Source organism: Streptomyces sp. UH6, from assembly GCF_013421635.1.
GTDB lineage: Bacteria > Actinomycetota > Actinomycetes > Streptomycetales > Streptomycetaceae > Streptomyces > Streptomyces abyssomicinicus.
In genome coordinates this window covers 14,341-30,278 of the sequence record NZ_JACADT010000010.1, presented here as the reverse complement: position 1 = coordinate 30,278, position 15,938 = coordinate 14,341, and the positions used below count along the sequence as shown (strand labels likewise).

The following is a 15,938-nucleotide window of genomic DNA, read 5'->3' as shown; positions in this document are numbered from 1 at the left end:
CCACCGCCGGAAGGAACGGACGCTGTTGGTGCGGCCGACGGCGGCCCGGGCCTTCCACCCGTCGCCGGTGCGGGTCCAGGCGGGGACGAGCGGGGTGTCGCCCAGGAGGTCGGGCGCGGGCTCGGCGACCACCGCGGGGGCGGCCTGGGCGGGGATCGCGGGCTCGCCGGCCGCAGTGGTGAAGTAGTTGCCGACGAGGCCCTCCCACTCCGGGTCGGGTGCGCTGCTGGGCGTGGTCTCGATGCTCACTTCGACTCCTTCGAGGTCTGCTCGGCGGTGCGCTCAAGGCGCGCCTGGGTGCGGGCGATGGGGCTGGGCGGCGGCGCGTCGCCGGGGCGACGCCGCGGCGGAGTGCCACCGTTGTTGCGGCGCCCGTCAGGGGCGTCGGGGTCCTTCTTCGCGCGGGCCGGTCGATGGGAATCGACCAGCGAGAACGATCCCTTTATCGGAGCGCTGCCACCCATCTCCATGGCGGCCTGTGCGGCCCGGGTACGGGCCTCGATGTCGGGGGTGATCCCGACGTCCTTGCAGCCGGTGACGCGGCGCCATGCCTCGCCCCAAATCTGCTCCGTGACGTACTGGGAACCGCGGGCGGATCGCATCGCGTCGGCGACGTCCCACACCTCCGGGTGGTGCTGCTTACGGTCGGTGTCGCGGCGAGACTGCTCCTCCTGGGCACGCTTCTCCGCGGCAGCCTTCTCGGCGGCCGCCGTCGCCTCGGCAGCCTTCTTCTCCGCGCGCGCCTTCTCGCGGGCGTCGTCGGCTTCCTTCTTGGCCCGCTTGGCGGCGCGGCGCTCTCGGGCGGAGGGGATGCCGTCGGCCTGCTGGGCGATGCCGTGCTCGTAGGTCATGAGGACGATCGGCCCGCCGAGGGAGGCGATGGCGCCGATGAGGCCGGCGTTGAGGCCGATCGCTTCGTCGGCGAGGCCGTGCCACAGGTTGATGCCGGCGGCGATGAGCGCGCCGAGCATGATGCCGATCCGGTACGGGAGGACGTCGCGCCGGTGAGCGACGGCCCAGGCCGCGCCGGCCGCGAGGACCAGGGCGAGGCCTTCGAGGAGCGCAGGGGCGGCGACGAGGAAGGGCCGCTGCGGGTCCCAGAAGGCCAAGAACTGGACGGGGGCCGCGATGATGAGGCCGACGAGGTAGATGGCGCGGGCGCCCCACTTCCACAGGTTCTCGGTGCGCTTCTGCTCCTCGGCCTGTGCGGCCTCCTCGGCGGCCTGGTCGGCCTCGGCCTGCTCGGCCTTCTCCTTCTCGGCGTTGGCCTTGGCCTCGTCAGCGGCCTTCTTCGCGAGGTACGCGGCGTGGTCGGCCTGCTCCTTCTCCAGCTTCATGCGGGCGCGCTCGTTGGCGATGCGCTGCTTCTCCGCCTCCTCGGCGGCCCGGATCCTCTCCGCATCGGCCTTGGCCTCGGCCTCGATGCGCTTGGCCTCGGCGTCGGCGTCCGCCTGCTTGCGGATCGCCTCCGCCTCGGCGAGGGCCCGCGGGTCGAAGCGCGGCTCGGCCCGGCCGTTGGCCTTCTCGATGGGCGTGACGGTCACGGTGATCAGTCCTCTCGGAGGGTCAGGGCGGTCAGGCGGCGGCCAGCGCGGCAGGGGCGGGCCGCCACTTCAGCCAGGCGGCGATGCCGGCGGCGATGAGGGCGGGGGCGGGGAGGGCGCTGACGGCGACGGCGATCCCGGCACCGACGAGGGCGACGGGGGTGATGGCGGCGGGCCAGATGCCGACGACGAGCAGGTAGACGGCGGTCAGCAGCCAGGCGATGTGGCGGCGGTTCATGGCGACCTCTCTCAGGTCTCGTAGCGGTGGGGGTGGTGCTGCGCCAGTTCTCCTTGGCGCCCGGACCGGGCGGGCCGGGCGCCGCGGGCAGCTGGTCAGCTCTCCGCGCTGGCGTTGAGTTCCGCCCGCTGGTCGGGGTAGCTGGCCCACTGCCACCAGCTGGGGATCTCGCCGTCCATCGGGTCGAGGCGGGACAGGGCGTAGGGGAGGCCGGCGTCGAGGTCGTCGGCGAAGGTGCGGAGGCCCTTGGCGACGGCGGCCGGGTCGGCGGGCGCGGCCGGGGCGGTGTCCAGGTCGGTGGGGCGGGTGGCGCGGGCGATGAAGATCGCCAAGGCGGCGATGGCGGCGGCGACTCCTCCGGCGAATCCACCGGCGATGGGCAGGGCGCTCATTGGGTTCCTCTCTGGGCGTGTGGTGGGTGGTGGGCGGGGAGCGCCCCGGCCGGGAGTCGAACCCGGCCTACGACCGTCGGGGCTGTGACGCTCAGTCCTCGTCCGTGATGAACCGGAAGGCGGCGAAGGCGTGCTCGCGGGGGTGGGCGGTCGCCTGGACGATGCGGTTGGCCTCGTCGAGGTCGCCGCGGTTGACGGCCTCGCCGGCACGGCGGGCGACGTCCATGTCGACGGTCACGGTCTCGGGCTGGCTCTTGCGGCTGAACAGGCCCATGGCGTTCCCTCAGCTCTCGTCGGTGTCGTTGGCGGGCGTCTGCGGCAGGACCATGGAGAAGGTGACGGTGTAGTCGCCGTTGTCCTCGGTCTCGATCTCGCTGCCGGTCTCGGGGTTGGTGTAAGCCACTGCGGGCTCCTCTCTGGGTGCGGTTCGGGGCTGCTGGGCTGGTGGGTCAGAGCCAGGCGGCGTGGGCGGGCACGCCGTCGGGGTTGGGCGGTCGGGTGGTCACCTGCTGAGTTGCTGCTGCGCGGCCTGCAGTTCGGCGGTGGTCATCTGCTCGGCGACCTGGCGGACGGCGGCCTCCCCACCGGAGGCGGCGGCCTCGGTCAGGCGCCTGGCGTTGACGATGGCGATGGCCGTGGTCTTCGCCTCGGTGGCGGTGGCGCTGAGGTTGTCGTTGCGGCTGAACAGGCCCATGGCGGGCTCCTCTCGGCTGGGCGGTATGGGCGGGTGCGTGTCTCGGACAGGAGGTCAGGGGCGTTTCCGGGACCAGTCGTTGAGCCGTTTCAGGTCCTTGGCGAGGTCGTCCTTCTTCTTCTGCTGGTCGTCGGCCCTCACGGGCGATCACCTCCTGTCGCGACTGGAGCGCTGTCCGGCTCCCCGCACTCCCGCCCGCGGGGGTGTCGGGCGGGAGAGGCAGCCAGCAGTGCACCGGTCAGGCGGCGGCCGGGTAGTCGAAGCCGTCCAGCTCGGCCAGCAGGTCGGAGTCGAGGTCGGCCGCGTACTCGCGGATGGCGGCCATGCGGGCGACGTTGCCGGTGCGGCGGGCGTCGACGTACTCGGCGAACAGGTCGCTGATCGACAGGGTGAGCGCCTCGGCGACGGTCGTGATCGTGCGGGCCTTCAGGCCGATCTCGGTGCGGCCCAGGTCGGCGGAGAACAGGTACGGAGACATGAGGATCTGGCCCTTTCGGGTCGGAGGGGTGTGGGTGGGGGTGCTACTGGGGAGCCGCGGGCGGCGGGGCGGGGGTGGTCTCCCGACGCCCGCGGCGGTCGGTGGGCCGCTCAGGCGGCGGGGCGCTCGACGATGACGAGGAAGCTGTCGGTGTCGAGGTCCATCACGACGCGGGCCGGGACGCCCTGGCGGCGCTCCTGCGCGGCGCGGGACTCCGCAGGCCACTGGCCGCGCGGGTTACCGGCCGGGAAGGAGGCGAGCACGGTCCGCCGGACGCTCGGCTGCTGCCGGGCGGTGCGGACCGGGCCCTGCGCGGCCTCGTGGGCGCGGCGGTCGGCGACGGAGAGGGCGCCCATCAGACGTCGCCCCGCAGCTGGGCCGCCATGGCCCGGAAGTTCGCGGCGAAGGCGTCGAGCTGGTCGGCGAAGGCGTCGGCCGCGGCGGCGTCCAGGTACCAGTCCTTGCCGGTGGCGGACTCCTCGACGTACACGGAGGCCAGCCGGTCGCTGGCCGGGTCCGCGGAGAGGCGAGCCTCGATCAGCGTGAGCGGCGTCGCGCCGGCGGCCAGGTCCAGGCGGACCGGGTCGCTGGAGTGCGAGACGTCCTCGATGTAGCGAGGGTTCGCGGCGATGTGGTCGACGCGGCACCATGCGGGGTCGGCCAGCTGGACGGCCACCCCGTTGATCAGGGCCGGGACGAAGCGCTGGTCGGCCTGCACAGAGGCGGGCAGGGCAGCGCTAGACTGCGGTGTATCCATGAGGGGACCTCTCAAAGATTCCTCGTGGTAGGGCCGGCCTGCGAGGTGAGAGTCGCGGTGTCCGGCCCGTTTTCGGTTGTGGTGGAGTCGCTCGCGGACTGGGTCCGGTGAGAGTGAACGACTCCTTCAAGCGCCGCTTGGAAGTGGCGTTGAGGACGACAGTAGGTGCTCGCGCAGTCACCGTCAAGTGGACGCTTGAAGTTGTTCGGAATCGCCCCTACTCTCAACGCATGACCGAGCCCATTGCGACTGCCGAACAAGCCCTGATCGACGCCGTCCGCGAGATCAGCGACGACGTCGAGCGGTACAAGGCGGTCAAGGCTCTCGAGGTCCGCCTCGACCGTTCCCTCCGCGAGGTCAAGGCCGAGGTGGCCAGGAACCTTCATGAGGGGCGCTCCTGGAACCAGGTGGGGCAGATGCTGGGCGTGACCGGGTCCCGCGCGGAACAGGTCTCCCGCGGCTCCCGGTGACCGGGCTGTCGTCATGCCTCGATTCAAGTGCGCCGGCCGCGCCTGGGCCATGAGCGCCCAGTGCGGTGGCAGTGCAGTCCCGATGCAGTGACAGTGCAGGTCGCCGAAACCGACGAGGTGAGGGGCGGATAGTGGACGTCGTCGAGTGGAGCGGCCGCCAGGCGTGCGCGCTGCAGCGAGCGCTCCGCGAGACCAATGAGCAGTACGCCGCTCGCCTTGGGGTGGCCGTGCGCACGGTGGCCAGCTGGCACTCGTCGCCGGACATCGTGCCGCGTGCGGAGATCCAGTCAGCGCTCGACACCGTCTACGAAGGGTCGCCCGCTCAGGTGCAGCGTCGCTTCCAGCTCCTCGCCCGCCCCGCGCCGACCGTCGAGGCGCAGGCCCTTCGGGTGGCGATCGCCATAGTCACCCGAGACGACGAGGTGCTCCTCGTGTGCCGCCGCGGCTCCGACTCGCTGGGCTGGCAGTTCCCGGCCGGCGTGGTGAAGCCGGGCGCCTCCCCCGCGGTGGTGGCCGTCGAGGAGACCCACGCGGAGACCGGCGTCCGGTGCACCGTCCGCGAGCCGCTCGGCTCCCGGGTACACCCGACCACTGGGGTGATCGCCGAGTACATGAGCTGCGACTACCTGATGGGCGAGGCCACCAACCGCGACCCGATTGAGAACGCCGACGTGGCCTGGGTGCCGCGCGCGGCCCTGACCCGCTTCATCCCTGAGCAGACCATCTACCCGCCGATCCTGGAGGCGCTGGCATGACCGACACCGTGACCGAGAAGCCGGGCATCTCTGCGGCCATCATCGTGCAGGACCAGCGTGTCCTGATGGTGCGGCGCCGCGTGAAGGAGGGTGAGCTGATGTGGCAATTCCCTGCCGGCGGCATCGAGGAGGGTGAGACCGCGGAGGCCGCGGCCGTGCGCGAGACGCTCGAGGAGACCGGCCTGACCGTGAAGTCGGTCCGCCTGCTCGGCGAGCGGGTGCACCCGAAGACGCAGCGACAGATGAGCTACACCGCCTGCGAGGTCGTCGACGGCGAGGCCCGGGTCGCAGACGACGACGAACTCGACGCCGTCGCCTGGGTCGCGCACGGCGAGATCGCCGAGTACGTGCCCTACGGGCTTTTCGGACCGGTGCAGGAGTATCTCGACGAGACGCTGACTCGGTAAATCCGCAGCTCACACCACGTTGTCAGTGCCTGCCCATAGTGTCTGCTGTGCCGCGTCCGAGAGGAGGCTCGATGCATACCGAAGTCCTGCGTGCCTACCGGTTCGCCCTGGATCCCACCAGGGGCCAACTGGAGGATCTGGCGCGGCATGCGGGCGCGGCGCGCTGGGCGTTCAACCACGCTCTGGCTGCCAAGGTGGCGGCCCACAAGGAGTGGCGTGCGAAGGTCGCCGCCCTGGTGGAGGCCGGCACCGCGGAGGCCGAGGCCCGGAAGCAGGTACGCGTCCCCATCCCGACGAAGCCAGGCATCCAGAAGGCCCTCAACGCGGCCAAGGGCGACTCCCGCACCGGCACGGACGGCCTGTGCCCTTGGTGGCACGAGGTCAACACATACTGCTTCCAGTCGGCGTTCGCTGACGCTGACCGTGCCTGGAAGAACTGGCTGGACTCCCTCAAGGGCGTGCGGGCGGGCCGCAAGGTCGGCTACCCACGGTTCAAGGAGAAGGGTCGTGCCAGGGACTCGTTCCGGCTGCACCATGACGTGAAGAAGCCGGGCATCCGCATGGTCGGCTATCGGCGACTTCGACTGCCGAAGGTCGGCGAGGTGCGGCTGCACGGGTCGGGTCGCGAGCTGGCCCGGGCGGTGGACCGGGGCCGGGCCGTCGTGCAGTCGGTGACGGTGGCCCGTGATGGGCACCGCTGGTACGCGTCGGTGCTGTGCGCGGTCGCGATGGACGTCCGGGAGAAGCCCACCCAGCGGCAGACGATGCGGGGCACCGTGGGTGTCGACCTGGGCGTGAAGTATCTCGCCGCCTTGTCCCAGCCTCTGACCGAGGGAGACGAAGCGTCGAAGTTCGTTGCGAACCCGAGGCACTTGAAGGCTGCGGAGAAGCGCCTGGTGAAGGCGCAGCGCGCCTTCTCCCGCACACAGAAGGGCTCGGGCCGACGGGACAAGGCGCGGCGCCGTGTGGCGCGGCTCCACCACCAGGTTGCACGGCAGCGGGCCGGCGCGATGCATCAGTTCACGAAGCGGCTGGCGACTGGGTTCGCGGTCGTGGCGGTCGAGGACTTGAACGTCGCCGGGATGACCCGCTCGTCGCGTGGCACCGTGGAGGCGCCGGGCCGCCGGGTGCGGCAGAAGGCAGGCCTGAACCGGGCGATCCTGGATGTCGCCCCCGGCGAGCTGCGCCGTCAGCTCGCCTACAAGACTTCCTGGTACGGGTCGAAGCTGGCGGTCGTCGACCGCTGGTTCCCGTCGAGCAAGACCTGTTCGAATTGCGGCTGGCAAAACCCAAGCCTGACGCTGTCGGACAGGACGTTCCACTGCAGCAACTGCGAGTCGGCGATGGACCGCGACTGGAACGCGGCCCGGAACATCGCCCGGCATGCGGTGCTGGGTGATTCACAGGTCGCCTGCGATAGGCGGGAGACCGAAAACGCCCGTGGAGCTCTTGTAAGTCCTGGTGCCTCTCGGGGCGGTAGGCGGAGGGCAGTGAAACGGGAAGACACCGGCCCTCCGCCGGTGCCACCCCAGCGGAGTGATCCGCTGGCGCTCCCTACCCCAACGCGCAAGGTGACCGGAATCCAAGCCTCACTGTTCTGACAGTGCAGGTGGCGAAGGGTCCGGCCCGAGCGCGCGGGGAGCGATCGAGGGGGTAGGCGGGTCTGACCCTGTGCCCGCAGTCCGGCCCGAGCGCGCGGGGAGCGATCCAGTCCAAGCGCGTCAAGCCCTGGCGAGCCCTCGTCCGGCCCGAGCGCGCGGGGAGCGATCGGAGCTGTGGCTGCTCTTCGAGAATGAGCACGGGTCCGGCCCGAGCGTCCAGGGGGCGATCCCGGGCGCGTGTAGAGCACACGGGGAGCGATCCTTGCCGTCTTCCTCCTTGAACGTGCCAGAGATGTCCGGGCCGAGCCTGCGGGGGACGATCCCAGAGGAACCAAACCCGCTCGGCCCGAGCTCGCGGGAGCAATCCCAGGCCATCTGCGGTCTTGATGGCACCGCCGAGTCCGTACTGAGCGCGTGGTAAGTGATCTCTCACAGGAGGCCTTCACCACTGAACGAACCGCAGGAAGCCCCCGGCCGGAGAGTCCCGGGCGGGGGTTTCGCTCACTCCGGGGGCGCGACAGCTCAGCAAACTCTCGACCCGCCCCCTACGGCCTCATCCGGCCAGCGCCGCCCCGCCTCGCCAGGCCACTTCCCGGGTAGCGCTCACCCCACGTGTCGATCACCGCACCACGGCCCCCGCCTACATGGCGGGGGCCGTGTCGTGTTCGCGTTCTTGCTGGTGGATCAACGCACCGAGGATCTTTGACAGGTTGAGTCACGGCGAGTGCTGGGGGTCTGACGTGCGGCGTTGGTGGGATGACATGGCCGGGCGACTGCTGCTGCGGTGGGCGGCGCTGCTACAGAAACGGGTGGCGAGCAAGGCCGCGTGGGATCGGATGCAGGAGCGCCGGAACCGCGCGGTGCGGGGCGCGGAGCGGCGGGGCGTGTCGGTGGAGAAACTCGCGGCAAGGCTGGACCTGACGCCGGGCTGGGTCCGCCAGGTACTGAAGGACGATCAGCCACCGGAGGTGCCGACGCTCGAAGAGGCCGCATGACGAAAGCCCCCGCCCGGGAAAGGGCGGGGGCTTCTGCTTTTCATGGTCGATTTCTGGCCGTCCTGAAAGGCACCGCGAGGGCTGAAGGGGTCCAAATCAAAGCGAACGATCGGATTGTGCCGGGCGCGCCTCTGGGGAAGATAGGCCAGCTCAGAGGGCTTCGATCGCTGTTTAGCGCAGGGCGAGCACGGAATGCACATCGCTTTTGTATGTGCGGGCGACACTGTTTTCTGGAATAGCAGATCGCTTGAAATCCGCTGTCCGATTTCCACCCTCGATCAGGGCTCGGCTAGCGTCCTGAGGACACGAAACGGCCGGGCGGTTTGCGAACGCCCGGCCGTCCGTGAACAGCGAGGTGCAACTCGCTGCTCTGTTGAACTCCCGCATCGTTGAAAATGGAGGGCTCGCCTGTGAGCGTAGCAAGCACCTACAGACGTCCGTATGTGGTCCCACGGCTGCTGACTGCTCCGCTGCCGGAGCTGCTGACTCACTTCGAGGTCGAGCTGACCGATTCCACCGTCGCCGACCCCGGCTTCCTCGGCGCCTTCGTCGAGCACCCGGCGTCCGGCCGCCGCCTCCTGATGCCAGCGGGCCGGTCCACGTTCGAGCGGGACACCGCGGCGCGGATGCTGCTGGCCGCCGGCCTCGGCCTGGACGGGCCGCCGCTGCCGCCCGGGCTGGAGGTCACGCAACTGTGAGAGGTTGAGCGGCCGTCGTCGCCCGCGTCAGGGCGGCGGCGGCCCTCGCCTTCTTTCGAGTTGCTTCCCCGGGGGTATGTGCCTATCGGGTTTCACCCTGTTGGATGCTGGCTGTGTGGGGCACCGGGTCGTTGTCAGTGGGCGGTGCTTGACTGTCGGCACAACGGAGCTGGGGGTTGGCGATGACCATGGTGATCCACAGGACGCCCGAGCAACTGCGAGAGCAGCGGCTACGGCTGCTCGAGGAAGTGGGCATGACCTACGAAGAGCTTCGAGAGAGGGCGTCCGTGTACAGCTTGTCAATGGACGAGCTGGACGTTTGGCACACCATCGAGGGGATCGACTACCTTCTCGACGGTGACTGCTGAAGAGGCGTCGAAGCTCGACGAGATGGCGACTGAGTTCGCCGAAAAGCTCACTGCGCTGACGCGGGGTGTCCTCGGTGAGGGCACCCCGCGTTTCGCTGCCCTGAACGTGGGACGCCGGGTACGGGTGGCTCCAATGGCGGATGACGACACTCTGCAGCGGATACCGGTCCGGGTGAACGGCGAGCCCGTGCTGAGCGTTATGGCGCGGTATTTCTGCTGCTGGGACGGGAGCAGCCAGTTCCTGGCTACGGACCGCGCGGACGTTCACGTCTTCTTCGAGGGTGCTTCGGATCCTCTGCTTCGATTCGAGTACGTGCGCGAGCAGCGGGACCCTCCGGGCGCCCACATCCAGGTGCATGCCCACCGGGACGAGATGGCCTACCTCCTCCGCCTTGCGGATGCCGGCCGCCCGAAACAGGGTTTCAAGCGCCGGAAGCTGCCGCGACTGTCGGAGATGCACCTGCCGGTCGGCGGCCACCGCATGCGTCCGGCGCTGGAGGACGTGCTGCTGTTCCTCCAGCGGGAGTTCGCGATCGACGTCGAGCCGAACTGGCGGAAGGTGGTCGACGACCACCTGCAGGAGTGGCGTGAGGTCCAGATGATGTCCGCGGTTCGGGACTCGCCTCTCGCTGCGGCGAAGGTGCTGGAGCAGCTTGGGTTCACCGTGACGCCGCCGAAGGTCGTGTCGCAGCGGCAGGACCCGGCGCAGAACAAGCTGTTCTGGCCCTGACGCTCAGCACAGGATGAGCCCCCGCCCGGACGCCGGGCGGGGGCTTCTCTCACGCCGCGGCCCGGGCGGCCATGGGCAGGCTGAGCGCCTCGGTGTGCCCGTACTCGGTCCGGCATCCGCGACAGGTGAACCCGTCGGTGTCGAGGGTGACCTTCGAGACGGCGCCGCATCCGCACTGGACGGCTATCCGCCGGGGCTCCTGCTCGCCGTTGATGATGGCTTCGGCTCGGGCGCGGGCCTGCGTGATCTCCTTGCCGAAGTCGTCCAGGGCGGGGTGCCGGTAGACGGCTCGGGGCAGGTTGAGCCGCAGCGTGGCGACGGCCTGGTCGATGCGGTGCTGGAGCCGGCCGCCGGTGCCGATGGTGGCGAGCCCGTAGGTCGCCCAGTCCCGCACCCAGGTCTCCAGGTCGGAGACGATGCCGCCGTTCGCGGTGAGGTTGAGCGGCTCGCCTCCCGGGAGCTCCCTCCCCGGCGTCCCGGACACGGCGGGTCCGTCGCCGCGGCAGCCGGGCTGGATGCGCAGGCAGAGGCGGGCGTACAGGCCGGCGGGTCCGGCGAGCGCGGCCAGGTCGCGGTCGATGCGCTGCTCGCAGAGGGTGCACAGGTACCGGCCGGTCTCGTGGTCGAGGAGCTGGCGCGGGCAGATGATGCAGCGGGCGACGGGGGCGTCGAACATGGCGGGCTCCTTGCGGTCGTGCGGCGGGCGGGTGTTGCGGGGGCCGGGCCGCGGGCGGTGCGGCCCGGCCGGGGGTGGGTCAGCGGGAGCTGGACGCTGCGGCGGCGTCGAGGGCGCGCTGTTCGTTCTCTGCCGCGAAGGCCGCGAGGAAGTACGGGTCGGCCATGTTCTGGCCGCATTCAGCGAGGGCGGCGTCGGTCTCGTACTCGGCTGCGATGGACTGGATGGAGAAACCGCAGGCGTTCAGTCGGCGGGGCTCGGTGGCGTCGGCACGGTGGCCGGCGGGCGTGGTCATGCGGTGAGCTCCTTCGCGGCGGCGAGAGCGGGCGTGTCGTCGGAGCGGTTGCAGCGCTTGTGGTCGAAGTCCCACCGTGCGCCAGGCATGCCGCAGTCGGGGCCGATGGGGTGCCGGTCGATGTACACGAAGCGCTGCTGCACCACAGCCATGTGCTCGCGGCAGGCGAAGCCGTTCTCCAGGTCGGTGTCCCATGCGATGTGCCACAGCGCGGGCACCTGGCAGGTGTTGTCGCTGACGTCGGGGCTGAAGCTGCACTGCTGCGTGCTGGTGTCGACCTCGGGGCCGAGGGCGGGGAACGATTCGTTCATGCTGCGGGGCTCCTAGCGGTCGTGCGGCGGGCGGGTGGTGCGAGGCCGGGCCGTGGGCGGGCGGCCCGGCCGGGACGGTCAGGCGGGCGGCTGGTGGCCGGGGCAGTGGATCCGGGTGTGAGCGGGCCCGACGGTGTGCGGGGCGTGGGCGACGCCGAGTTCGGCCCCGGTGCACGGGTGCGTCATGGCGCTGGCCGCTTCGGCTGCCGCCGGGCCGGGGCGCGGGTCAGGCCGGTACTGGTCGGTGGGACAGCCGCAGCCCCAGTTGTGCGTCATCGGGGTCGGGCAGGCGTCCTCGGTCACCGCCGGGGCGGGCACGGCCTGTTCGGGGTGCGCAAGAGCGGCGAGGACGACACTGGCGCAGGCCCGGTACCCGCGCTGCCAGTCGGTCACGTCCTCGTCGTCGGCGATGCGGGCAGCCTGGCGCACGCGCTCCAGGGCGGCCTCGGACCGTTCGGCCTTCCGGTACAGGTCGTCGAGTTGCTGGCTGGTCATGTCGTCGAGCCGTATGCGGGTCATCGGGTCTCCTGTCCGGGCTGCAGGGCGCTACGGGGCCCCTGAGGGCCGTTCTGGGACGGGGTGGTAATCGCGTGCGTCTGCGGGCTGTTCGCCCGCCAGACGGCCGCTGAGCCCTTCCCGGCCCGTGCTGCGGCCCGTCGGGATGCCCGGTTGGCGCGCGGGCCGGTCTCGCCGTCGGGCACGAACTGCTCGCCGACCGCCACGAGTTCGGTCTCCCAGCGGGCGCCCGGTCGGCCGGAGTGCTCGCCGCGGGGTGTGGACGAAGGGGCGGTCACGACGTCGCCTCGCCGACGTAGCGGTAGCCGGTGCTGGTGGGGCGGAAGCGGTCGAGCCGGATGCGGGTCCGCCGTCCGGGCTTGGCGCTGCTGACGGGTTGGCGCGGCTGGTGGAGTTCGACGGTGGCGTGGGTGTCGTCGATCTCGACGATGCGGACCTTGCGGCCGTAGCTGCGCGGGTCGTTGTCCTGCCAGAGCTGGCCGACAGCGGGGGCGGGAGTGGTCATCGGGGCCTCCAGGTGGGTGTGGGATGCTCGGGCCAGACCCGGCCGGCTACCTTCCGGCCGGGTCGCTGGCGTTCTCAGGCGGCCCGCCGGACGGGCAGCCCGGCCGCGGCGAGTGCGTCGCGGACGCGGTCCTCGAGGTGGCGGCGCTCCTGGTCGTCCATGCCGGGCTGCACCTCGAGGCGGAGGCGGGCGTCGAGGGGGCCGCGGGTCCAGCCGATCTCGATCACGGCGTGCGGGACGAGGCGGTCGGGCTTCGGGGCGGCGGCCGGCTCGGGCTCGACGGCGGTGGCCGGGCGGGGGAACACCTCGGCCGGGGTCGGGGCCGGGGCGGGGGCGGGCTTCAGGCGGAACGGGTGCATCGAGGCTCCTTCGGGGTGAGGCGGGTCAGGCGGCCGCGGTGCGGCGGTGCTCGGCGGGCAGGTCGGCGTCGCAGTAGAAGCCGATCGACAACATGGGGAAGCCGTCTGCGGACGTGTGGCTCTCGACGACCTTCCAGACGGCGGCGTCGGTGCAGGCGGGCCGGCCGTCCTGCTGGCGGAAGTGATTGCTGGTGCACGCCTCGGGCGTCGGTGAACCGCCCATCGTCCAGCCGTCCGCGCAGTGGAAGACGCGCACCTCCGGACCTTCGTCCTCGCCCGTGCCGTTGGCGCCGGTGAGGTCTTCGACGACGTCCAAGTCGAGCTCGGCCGCGAGGTCGCCGAGGGCGAGGCAGGCCTCTTCGCTGAGCTTGTCGACCAGTGCCTGAGAGGCCTGGTTGAGGGCTGCTGCGGCGTATGCCCGGCCGACGGCGTCGAGGATGGCGGCGACTGCGTGCTCACCTGCGGCGCGTCCTTCGAGTTCGAGGACGGCGGCCTCGTGCTGGCCGCTGAGGTACGCCTCGATGGCTCGCTGCTGGACGCGCTTGAACGCGAGCTGCCCGCAGGGGTCGCTGTTGATGTTGGGCACGTAGCGGGCGGCGGAGGCGCCGCATCCGTCCTCGGCGTGCACGTAGATGGGGTCGCCGGCCTTGATGCCGCAGTTGCAGCACTGGAGGAAGTTGCCGCTCTCGCCGGTCGCCGGGTCGAACCAGCTACCGAAGTGGACGTTCTCGGTGGTGCCGCAGTCCTGGCAGTTGGTCGGCCCGGCATGGCCGTGGCGGCGGGCGATCTCGGTGGTGGAGTTCTGGTCGACAGTCATGGGTTCTCCTTCGTGTCAGGCCGCGGTGCGGCCAGCGTGGGGCGGGCAGTTGCCGCAGGTCGGCGGAGTGGGGCCGGACGGGGCGGTGCCGCACGGCCAGGCCCCGGGGCGGGCGATGTGGTAGGCGGGCGGCTTCGGCTCGGCGGCCGCCGTGGGCGCGGGCTTGGCTGCGACGCCGCGGCCGGTGATCTGCCGCAGGTAGTCGCGGAAGTCGCCCTGGGCGCGGAGTTCGGCGACGTCCTCGGGGCTCAGGTCGGTCACGTTGCCCACCCCCCGCCGTCGGCCGGCAGCAGGCCGATCAGGTGGGATATGGCCGTGTGCCAGGCCTCTTCGGTGTGGAGCGCGGGGTAGGCGCCGGTATCGCGGTCCCAGCCGACGAGCGGCTTGATCGCGGGGCGCAGGGTGCGCGACCAGTAGATGGAGAACGACCACATGGGGTCGGTCTCCGCCTTCTCCGCCTCGGCGCGGACTTCCGTCTCGAGGTCGGCGAGCCGTGGTTCCACGGCCGCGAGTTCGTGCCAGGTGATCACGGGTTCTCCTTGTCAGAAGCCGCGGGACATGGACTGCAGGCGGCCGTAGTGGCCCTGGAAGACGAGCGGGATGATCCGGCCGTTGATGCCGTTGCGGTTCTTCGCGACGATCAGGTCGATCTCGCCGGTGCGGTCGGGCAGGTTCTTCGTCTCCGGGTCGTCGGGGTTGGGCTCCGGCGGCCGGTGCATAAGGACGATCACGTTGGAGTCCTGCTCGATCGCGGAGGAGTCCTTGAAGTCGGTGACCGTGGGCTGCCGGCCGGCCGCGTTGCGGTTGAACTGGGCGAGCGCGATGACGGGGATCTCGAACTCCATCGCGGTGAGCTTCAGGCCGCGGCTGATGGTGGCGACTTCCTGGGCGCGGTTGGCGTTGCTGCCGGTGCCTTCGGGGGTCATGAGCTGGAGGTAATCGGCGACGACCATGGCGGCGGGGTGGCCGTTGGCGGCCATCCAGCGGAGCCGGGCGCGGATCTTCGACAGGGTGAGGTTGGGCGAGTCGTCGAGGATGAAGTTGTGGGCGTTCTGCAGCCGGTCGGAGACCTTGATGACCTTCGCCCAGTCGTGGTCGGTGAGCTTGCGGCGGACGAGCCGGTCGAGGTCGACGCCCGCTTCGGCGGCGGTGAGGCGGGCCATGAGTTCGCTGCCGCCCATCTCCATGGAGGCGACGAGGACGGGCCGGCCGCGGGTGAGGGCGATGTGGGCGGCGAGGTTCATGCCGAACAGGGACTTGCCGCCGCCGGTGGCGGCGCCGACGGTGACGAGCTGGCCGGGCTTGAGTTCGACGACGTCGTTGAGGTCGTGCCAGGGGGTGTCGAGGGCGCGGGGGTCCTTGCCCGCTTCGAGTTCGTCGAGGAAGCCGGCCCACCGGTCGCCGACGGACAGCTTGACCTCGAGGGGGGAGGCTCCGGTGGCGGCGCCCTGGAACTCGGCCATGGCGTCGTCGAGGATCTCGCCGGCGTCGGCCTGCTGGGTGTAGGCGCGGGCGGCGGCCCGGTTGGCGGTTTCGATGACGGTCCGCAGGAGTGCCTTGTCGCGGACGATCTCGGCGTAGTGGTCGGCGTGGGCGGTGGAGGGGACGGCGGCGACGAGCTGGTGGAGGTAGACGGCGCCGCCGACCTTGGCGAGGTCGCCGTTGCGGCCGAGTTCCTCGGCGACGGTGATGGGGTCGATCTTCGGGGTGCGGCTGCGGCCGTACAGGTCGGTGATGGCGGTGTAGATCGTCTGGTGGGCGGGCTTGTAGAAGGCGGCTGCGTCGACGGTGGAGGTGACGCGGTCGATGACGTGCGGGGAGAGCAGGAGGCTGCCGAGGACTGCGTGTTCGGCGGCGAGGTCGTGGGGCGGGGTGCGGTCGAGTGGGTTGTCCTGGTCGTGGTCGGTCATGCTGCGGTGTCCTTTCGGCTGGGGTGGCAGGCGGGGCAGGGGATGAGGGCTCGGAGGTCGTTGTCGTCCTCGACCTGCCGCATGCGGGTGATCTCGTCGCAGTCCGGGTCTTCGCACCAGTCGGGGAGGACTCGGAGGTGCTTGGGCTGTGCGGGGGCGGTGCTCATGGGCGGGAGCCCGGTCCATCCGGCGCGCAGGTAGAAGGTCGCGAAGCGGATGGGGGTGCGGGACTTGGCGCCGCGGGCGAACTTGACCATCTGGTCGACGCCGGCCCGGCGTTGGACGCGGGCGATGGACTGCCAGTCCTCGGCGGTCATGGACCAGGAGACGACGAGTCCGGCGTCGGTCATGGCCTTGATGAGCGGCTGGCAGTAGGCGAACGCGTCCGGGATCCGCTCCTCCTCGCCTGCCTGCCCGCTGTC

At 71.1% G+C, this 15,938-nt stretch carries 28 protein-coding genes and 1 CRISPR repeat array; of the genes, 8 read left to right on the top strand and 20 right to left on the bottom strand.

What is annotated here, in order from left to right; all coding sequences use genetic code 11:
• From HW445_RS02130 to HW445_RS02090, 9 genes are all read right to left on the bottom strand, one after another.
• A partial coding sequence (locus HW445_RS02130) for a hypothetical protein (protein ID WP_218956482.1) occupies nucleotides 1-249 on the bottom strand: 249 nt, incomplete at its 3' end.
• Complete coding sequence (locus HW445_RS02125) at nucleotides 246-1,544, bottom strand: hypothetical protein (RefSeq protein ID WP_180219316.1); 1,299 nt, start codon at nucleotides 1,542-1,544, stop codon at nucleotides 246-248. The genes HW445_RS02125 and HW445_RS02130, both read right to left, overlap by 4 nt.
• Nucleotides 1,545-1,575: 31 nt before the next feature.
• The gene (locus HW445_RS02120; protein ID WP_180219315.1) at nucleotides 1,576-1,782 is read right to left on the bottom strand and encodes a hypothetical protein; all 207 of its coding nucleotides are present in this window, start codon (nucleotides 1,780-1,782) and stop codon (nucleotides 1,576-1,578) included.
• Between the two features lie 95 nt (nucleotides 1,783-1,877).
• A complete protein-coding gene (locus HW445_RS02115; protein ID WP_180219314.1) occupies nucleotides 1,878-2,174 on the bottom strand; it encodes a hypothetical protein in 297 nt (98 codons plus the stop codon).
• 91 nt (nucleotides 2,175-2,265) lie between these two features.
• A complete protein-coding gene (locus HW445_RS02110; RefSeq protein ID WP_180219313.1) occupies nucleotides 2,266-2,448 on the bottom strand; it encodes a hypothetical protein in 183 nt (60 codons plus the stop codon).
• Between the two features lie 228 nt (nucleotides 2,449-2,676).
• On the bottom strand, nucleotides 2,677-2,868 hold the full coding sequence (locus HW445_RS02105) for a hypothetical protein (protein WP_180219312.1): 192 nt from the start codon (nucleotides 2,866-2,868) through the stop codon (nucleotides 2,677-2,679).
• Nucleotides 2,869-3,106: 238 nt separating this feature from the next.
• Complete coding sequence (locus HW445_RS02100; protein ID WP_180219311.1) at nucleotides 3,107-3,346, bottom strand: hypothetical protein; 240 nt, start codon at nucleotides 3,344-3,346, stop codon at nucleotides 3,107-3,109.
• A 110-nt stretch (nucleotides 3,347-3,456) separates the two neighbouring features.
• Nucleotides 3,457-3,702: a hypothetical protein gene (locus tag HW445_RS02095; protein WP_180219270.1), complete on the bottom strand. Its 246-nt coding sequence runs from the start codon at nucleotides 3,700-3,702 to the stop codon at nucleotides 3,457-3,459.
• Nucleotides 3,702-4,103 (bottom strand): DUF6907 domain-containing protein, encoded by a 402-nt coding sequence (locus HW445_RS02090; protein ID WP_180219310.1) that lies wholly within the window; start codon nucleotides 4,101-4,103, stop codon nucleotides 3,702-3,704. Before HW445_RS02090 ends, HW445_RS02095 begins: the two co-directional genes overlap by 1 nt.
• A gap of 230 nt (nucleotides 4,104-4,333) precedes the next feature.
• Here HW445_RS02090 and HW445_RS02085 point away from each other — a divergent pair, with 230 nt between their 5' ends.
• From HW445_RS02085 to HW445_RS02045, 8 genes are all read left to right on the top strand, one after another.
• Nucleotides 4,334-4,573, top strand: coding sequence for a hypothetical protein (locus HW445_RS02085; RefSeq protein WP_180219309.1), 240 nt, complete (start codon nucleotides 4,334-4,336; stop codon nucleotides 4,571-4,573).
• Between the two features lie 131 nt (nucleotides 4,574-4,704).
• Nucleotides 4,705-5,328, top strand: a complete 624-nt coding sequence (locus HW445_RS02080) for an NUDIX hydrolase (RefSeq protein ID WP_180219308.1) — start codon at nucleotides 4,705-4,707, stop codon at nucleotides 5,326-5,328.
• Nucleotides 5,325-5,735 carry an NUDIX hydrolase gene (locus tag HW445_RS02075; protein WP_180219307.1) on the top strand — a complete coding sequence of 137 codons (411 nt, stop codon included), beginning with the start codon at nucleotides 5,325-5,327 and terminating at the stop codon, nucleotides 5,733-5,735. Before HW445_RS02080 ends, HW445_RS02075 begins: the two co-directional genes overlap by 4 nt.
• Nucleotides 5,736-5,806: 71 nt before the next feature.
• Nucleotides 5,807-7,336: a transposase gene (locus HW445_RS02070; RefSeq protein ID WP_257230771.1), complete on the top strand. Its 1,530-nt coding sequence runs from the start codon at nucleotides 5,807-5,809 to the stop codon at nucleotides 7,334-7,336.
• 18 nt (nucleotides 7,337-7,354) lie between these two features.
• Nucleotides 7,355-7,565: a CRISPR direct-repeat array (repeat unit 28 nt; unit sequence GTCCGGCCCGAGCGCGCGGGGAGCGATC).
• 532 nt (nucleotides 7,566-8,097) lie between these two features.
• Nucleotides 8,098-8,331 carry a hypothetical protein gene (locus HW445_RS02060; protein WP_218956481.1) on the top strand — a complete coding sequence of 78 codons (234 nt, stop codon included), beginning with the start codon at nucleotides 8,098-8,100 and terminating at the stop codon, nucleotides 8,329-8,331.
• A gap of 410 nt (nucleotides 8,332-8,741) precedes the next feature.
• Nucleotides 8,742-9,029 carry a hypothetical protein gene (locus HW445_RS02055; RefSeq protein ID WP_180219306.1) on the top strand — a complete coding sequence of 96 codons (288 nt, stop codon included), beginning with the start codon at nucleotides 8,742-8,744 and terminating at the stop codon, nucleotides 9,027-9,029.
• A gap of 182 nt (nucleotides 9,030-9,211) precedes the next feature.
• Complete coding sequence (locus tag HW445_RS02050) at nucleotides 9,212-9,397, top strand: hypothetical protein (protein ID WP_180219305.1); 186 nt, start codon at nucleotides 9,212-9,214, stop codon at nucleotides 9,395-9,397.
• The gene (locus tag HW445_RS02045; protein ID WP_180219304.1) at nucleotides 9,387-10,127 is read left to right on the top strand and encodes a hypothetical protein; all 741 of its coding nucleotides are present in this window, start codon (nucleotides 9,387-9,389) and stop codon (nucleotides 10,125-10,127) included. Before HW445_RS02050 ends, HW445_RS02045 begins: the two co-directional genes overlap by 11 nt.
• A 49-nt stretch (nucleotides 10,128-10,176) precedes the next feature.
• Here the strand turns inward: HW445_RS02045 and HW445_RS02040 are convergent, their stop codons facing one another.
• From HW445_RS02040 to HW445_RS01990, 11 genes are all read right to left on the bottom strand, one after another.
• Nucleotides 10,177-10,803 (bottom strand): hypothetical protein, encoded by a 627-nt coding sequence (locus HW445_RS02040; protein WP_180219303.1) that lies wholly within the window; start codon nucleotides 10,801-10,803, stop codon nucleotides 10,177-10,179.
• A gap of 79 nt (nucleotides 10,804-10,882) precedes the next feature.
• Nucleotides 10,883-11,098, bottom strand: a complete 216-nt coding sequence (locus HW445_RS02035) for a hypothetical protein (protein WP_180219302.1) — start codon at nucleotides 11,096-11,098, stop codon at nucleotides 10,883-10,885.
• Nucleotides 11,095-11,409 carry a hypothetical protein gene (locus HW445_RS02030; protein WP_180219301.1) on the bottom strand — a complete coding sequence of 105 codons (315 nt, stop codon included), beginning with the start codon at nucleotides 11,407-11,409 and terminating at the stop codon, nucleotides 11,095-11,097. Before HW445_RS02030 ends, HW445_RS02035 begins: the two co-directional genes overlap by 4 nt.
• Nucleotides 11,410-11,487: 78 nt before the next feature.
• Nucleotides 11,488-11,928, bottom strand: a complete 441-nt coding sequence (locus HW445_RS02025; RefSeq protein ID WP_180219300.1) for a hypothetical protein — start codon at nucleotides 11,926-11,928, stop codon at nucleotides 11,488-11,490.
• A gap of 271 nt (nucleotides 11,929-12,199) precedes the next feature.
• Complete coding sequence (locus HW445_RS02020; RefSeq protein WP_180219299.1) at nucleotides 12,200-12,430, bottom strand: DUF6354 family protein; 231 nt, start codon at nucleotides 12,428-12,430, stop codon at nucleotides 12,200-12,202.
• Between the two features lie 74 nt (nucleotides 12,431-12,504).
• The gene (locus HW445_RS02015; protein WP_180219298.1) at nucleotides 12,505-12,789 is read right to left on the bottom strand and encodes a hypothetical protein; all 285 of its coding nucleotides are present in this window, start codon (nucleotides 12,787-12,789) and stop codon (nucleotides 12,505-12,507) included.
• A gap of 25 nt (nucleotides 12,790-12,814) precedes the next feature.
• Complete coding sequence (locus tag HW445_RS02010) at nucleotides 12,815-13,606, bottom strand: hypothetical protein (protein WP_180219297.1); 792 nt, start codon at nucleotides 13,604-13,606, stop codon at nucleotides 12,815-12,817.
• A 15-nt stretch (nucleotides 13,607-13,621) separates the two neighbouring features.
• The gene (locus tag HW445_RS02005; RefSeq protein ID WP_180219296.1) at nucleotides 13,622-13,867 is read right to left on the bottom strand and encodes a hypothetical protein; all 246 of its coding nucleotides are present in this window, start codon (nucleotides 13,865-13,867) and stop codon (nucleotides 13,622-13,624) included.
• Complete coding sequence (locus tag HW445_RS02000; protein ID WP_180219295.1) at nucleotides 13,864-14,136, bottom strand: hypothetical protein; 273 nt, start codon at nucleotides 14,134-14,136, stop codon at nucleotides 13,864-13,866. The genes HW445_RS02005 and HW445_RS02000 overlap by 4 nt, the downstream gene beginning before the upstream one ends.
• Nucleotides 14,137-14,148: 12 nt before the next feature.
• A complete protein-coding gene (locus HW445_RS01995; protein ID WP_180219294.1) occupies nucleotides 14,149-15,516 on the bottom strand; it encodes a replicative DNA helicase in 1,368 nt (455 codons plus the stop codon).
• Nucleotides 15,513-15,866, bottom strand: coding sequence for a hypothetical protein (locus HW445_RS01990; RefSeq protein WP_180219293.1), 354 nt, complete (start codon nucleotides 15,864-15,866; stop codon nucleotides 15,513-15,515). The genes HW445_RS01995 and HW445_RS01990 overlap by 4 nt, the downstream gene beginning before the upstream one ends.
• Between the last annotated feature and the right edge of the window lie 72 nt (nucleotides 15,867-15,938).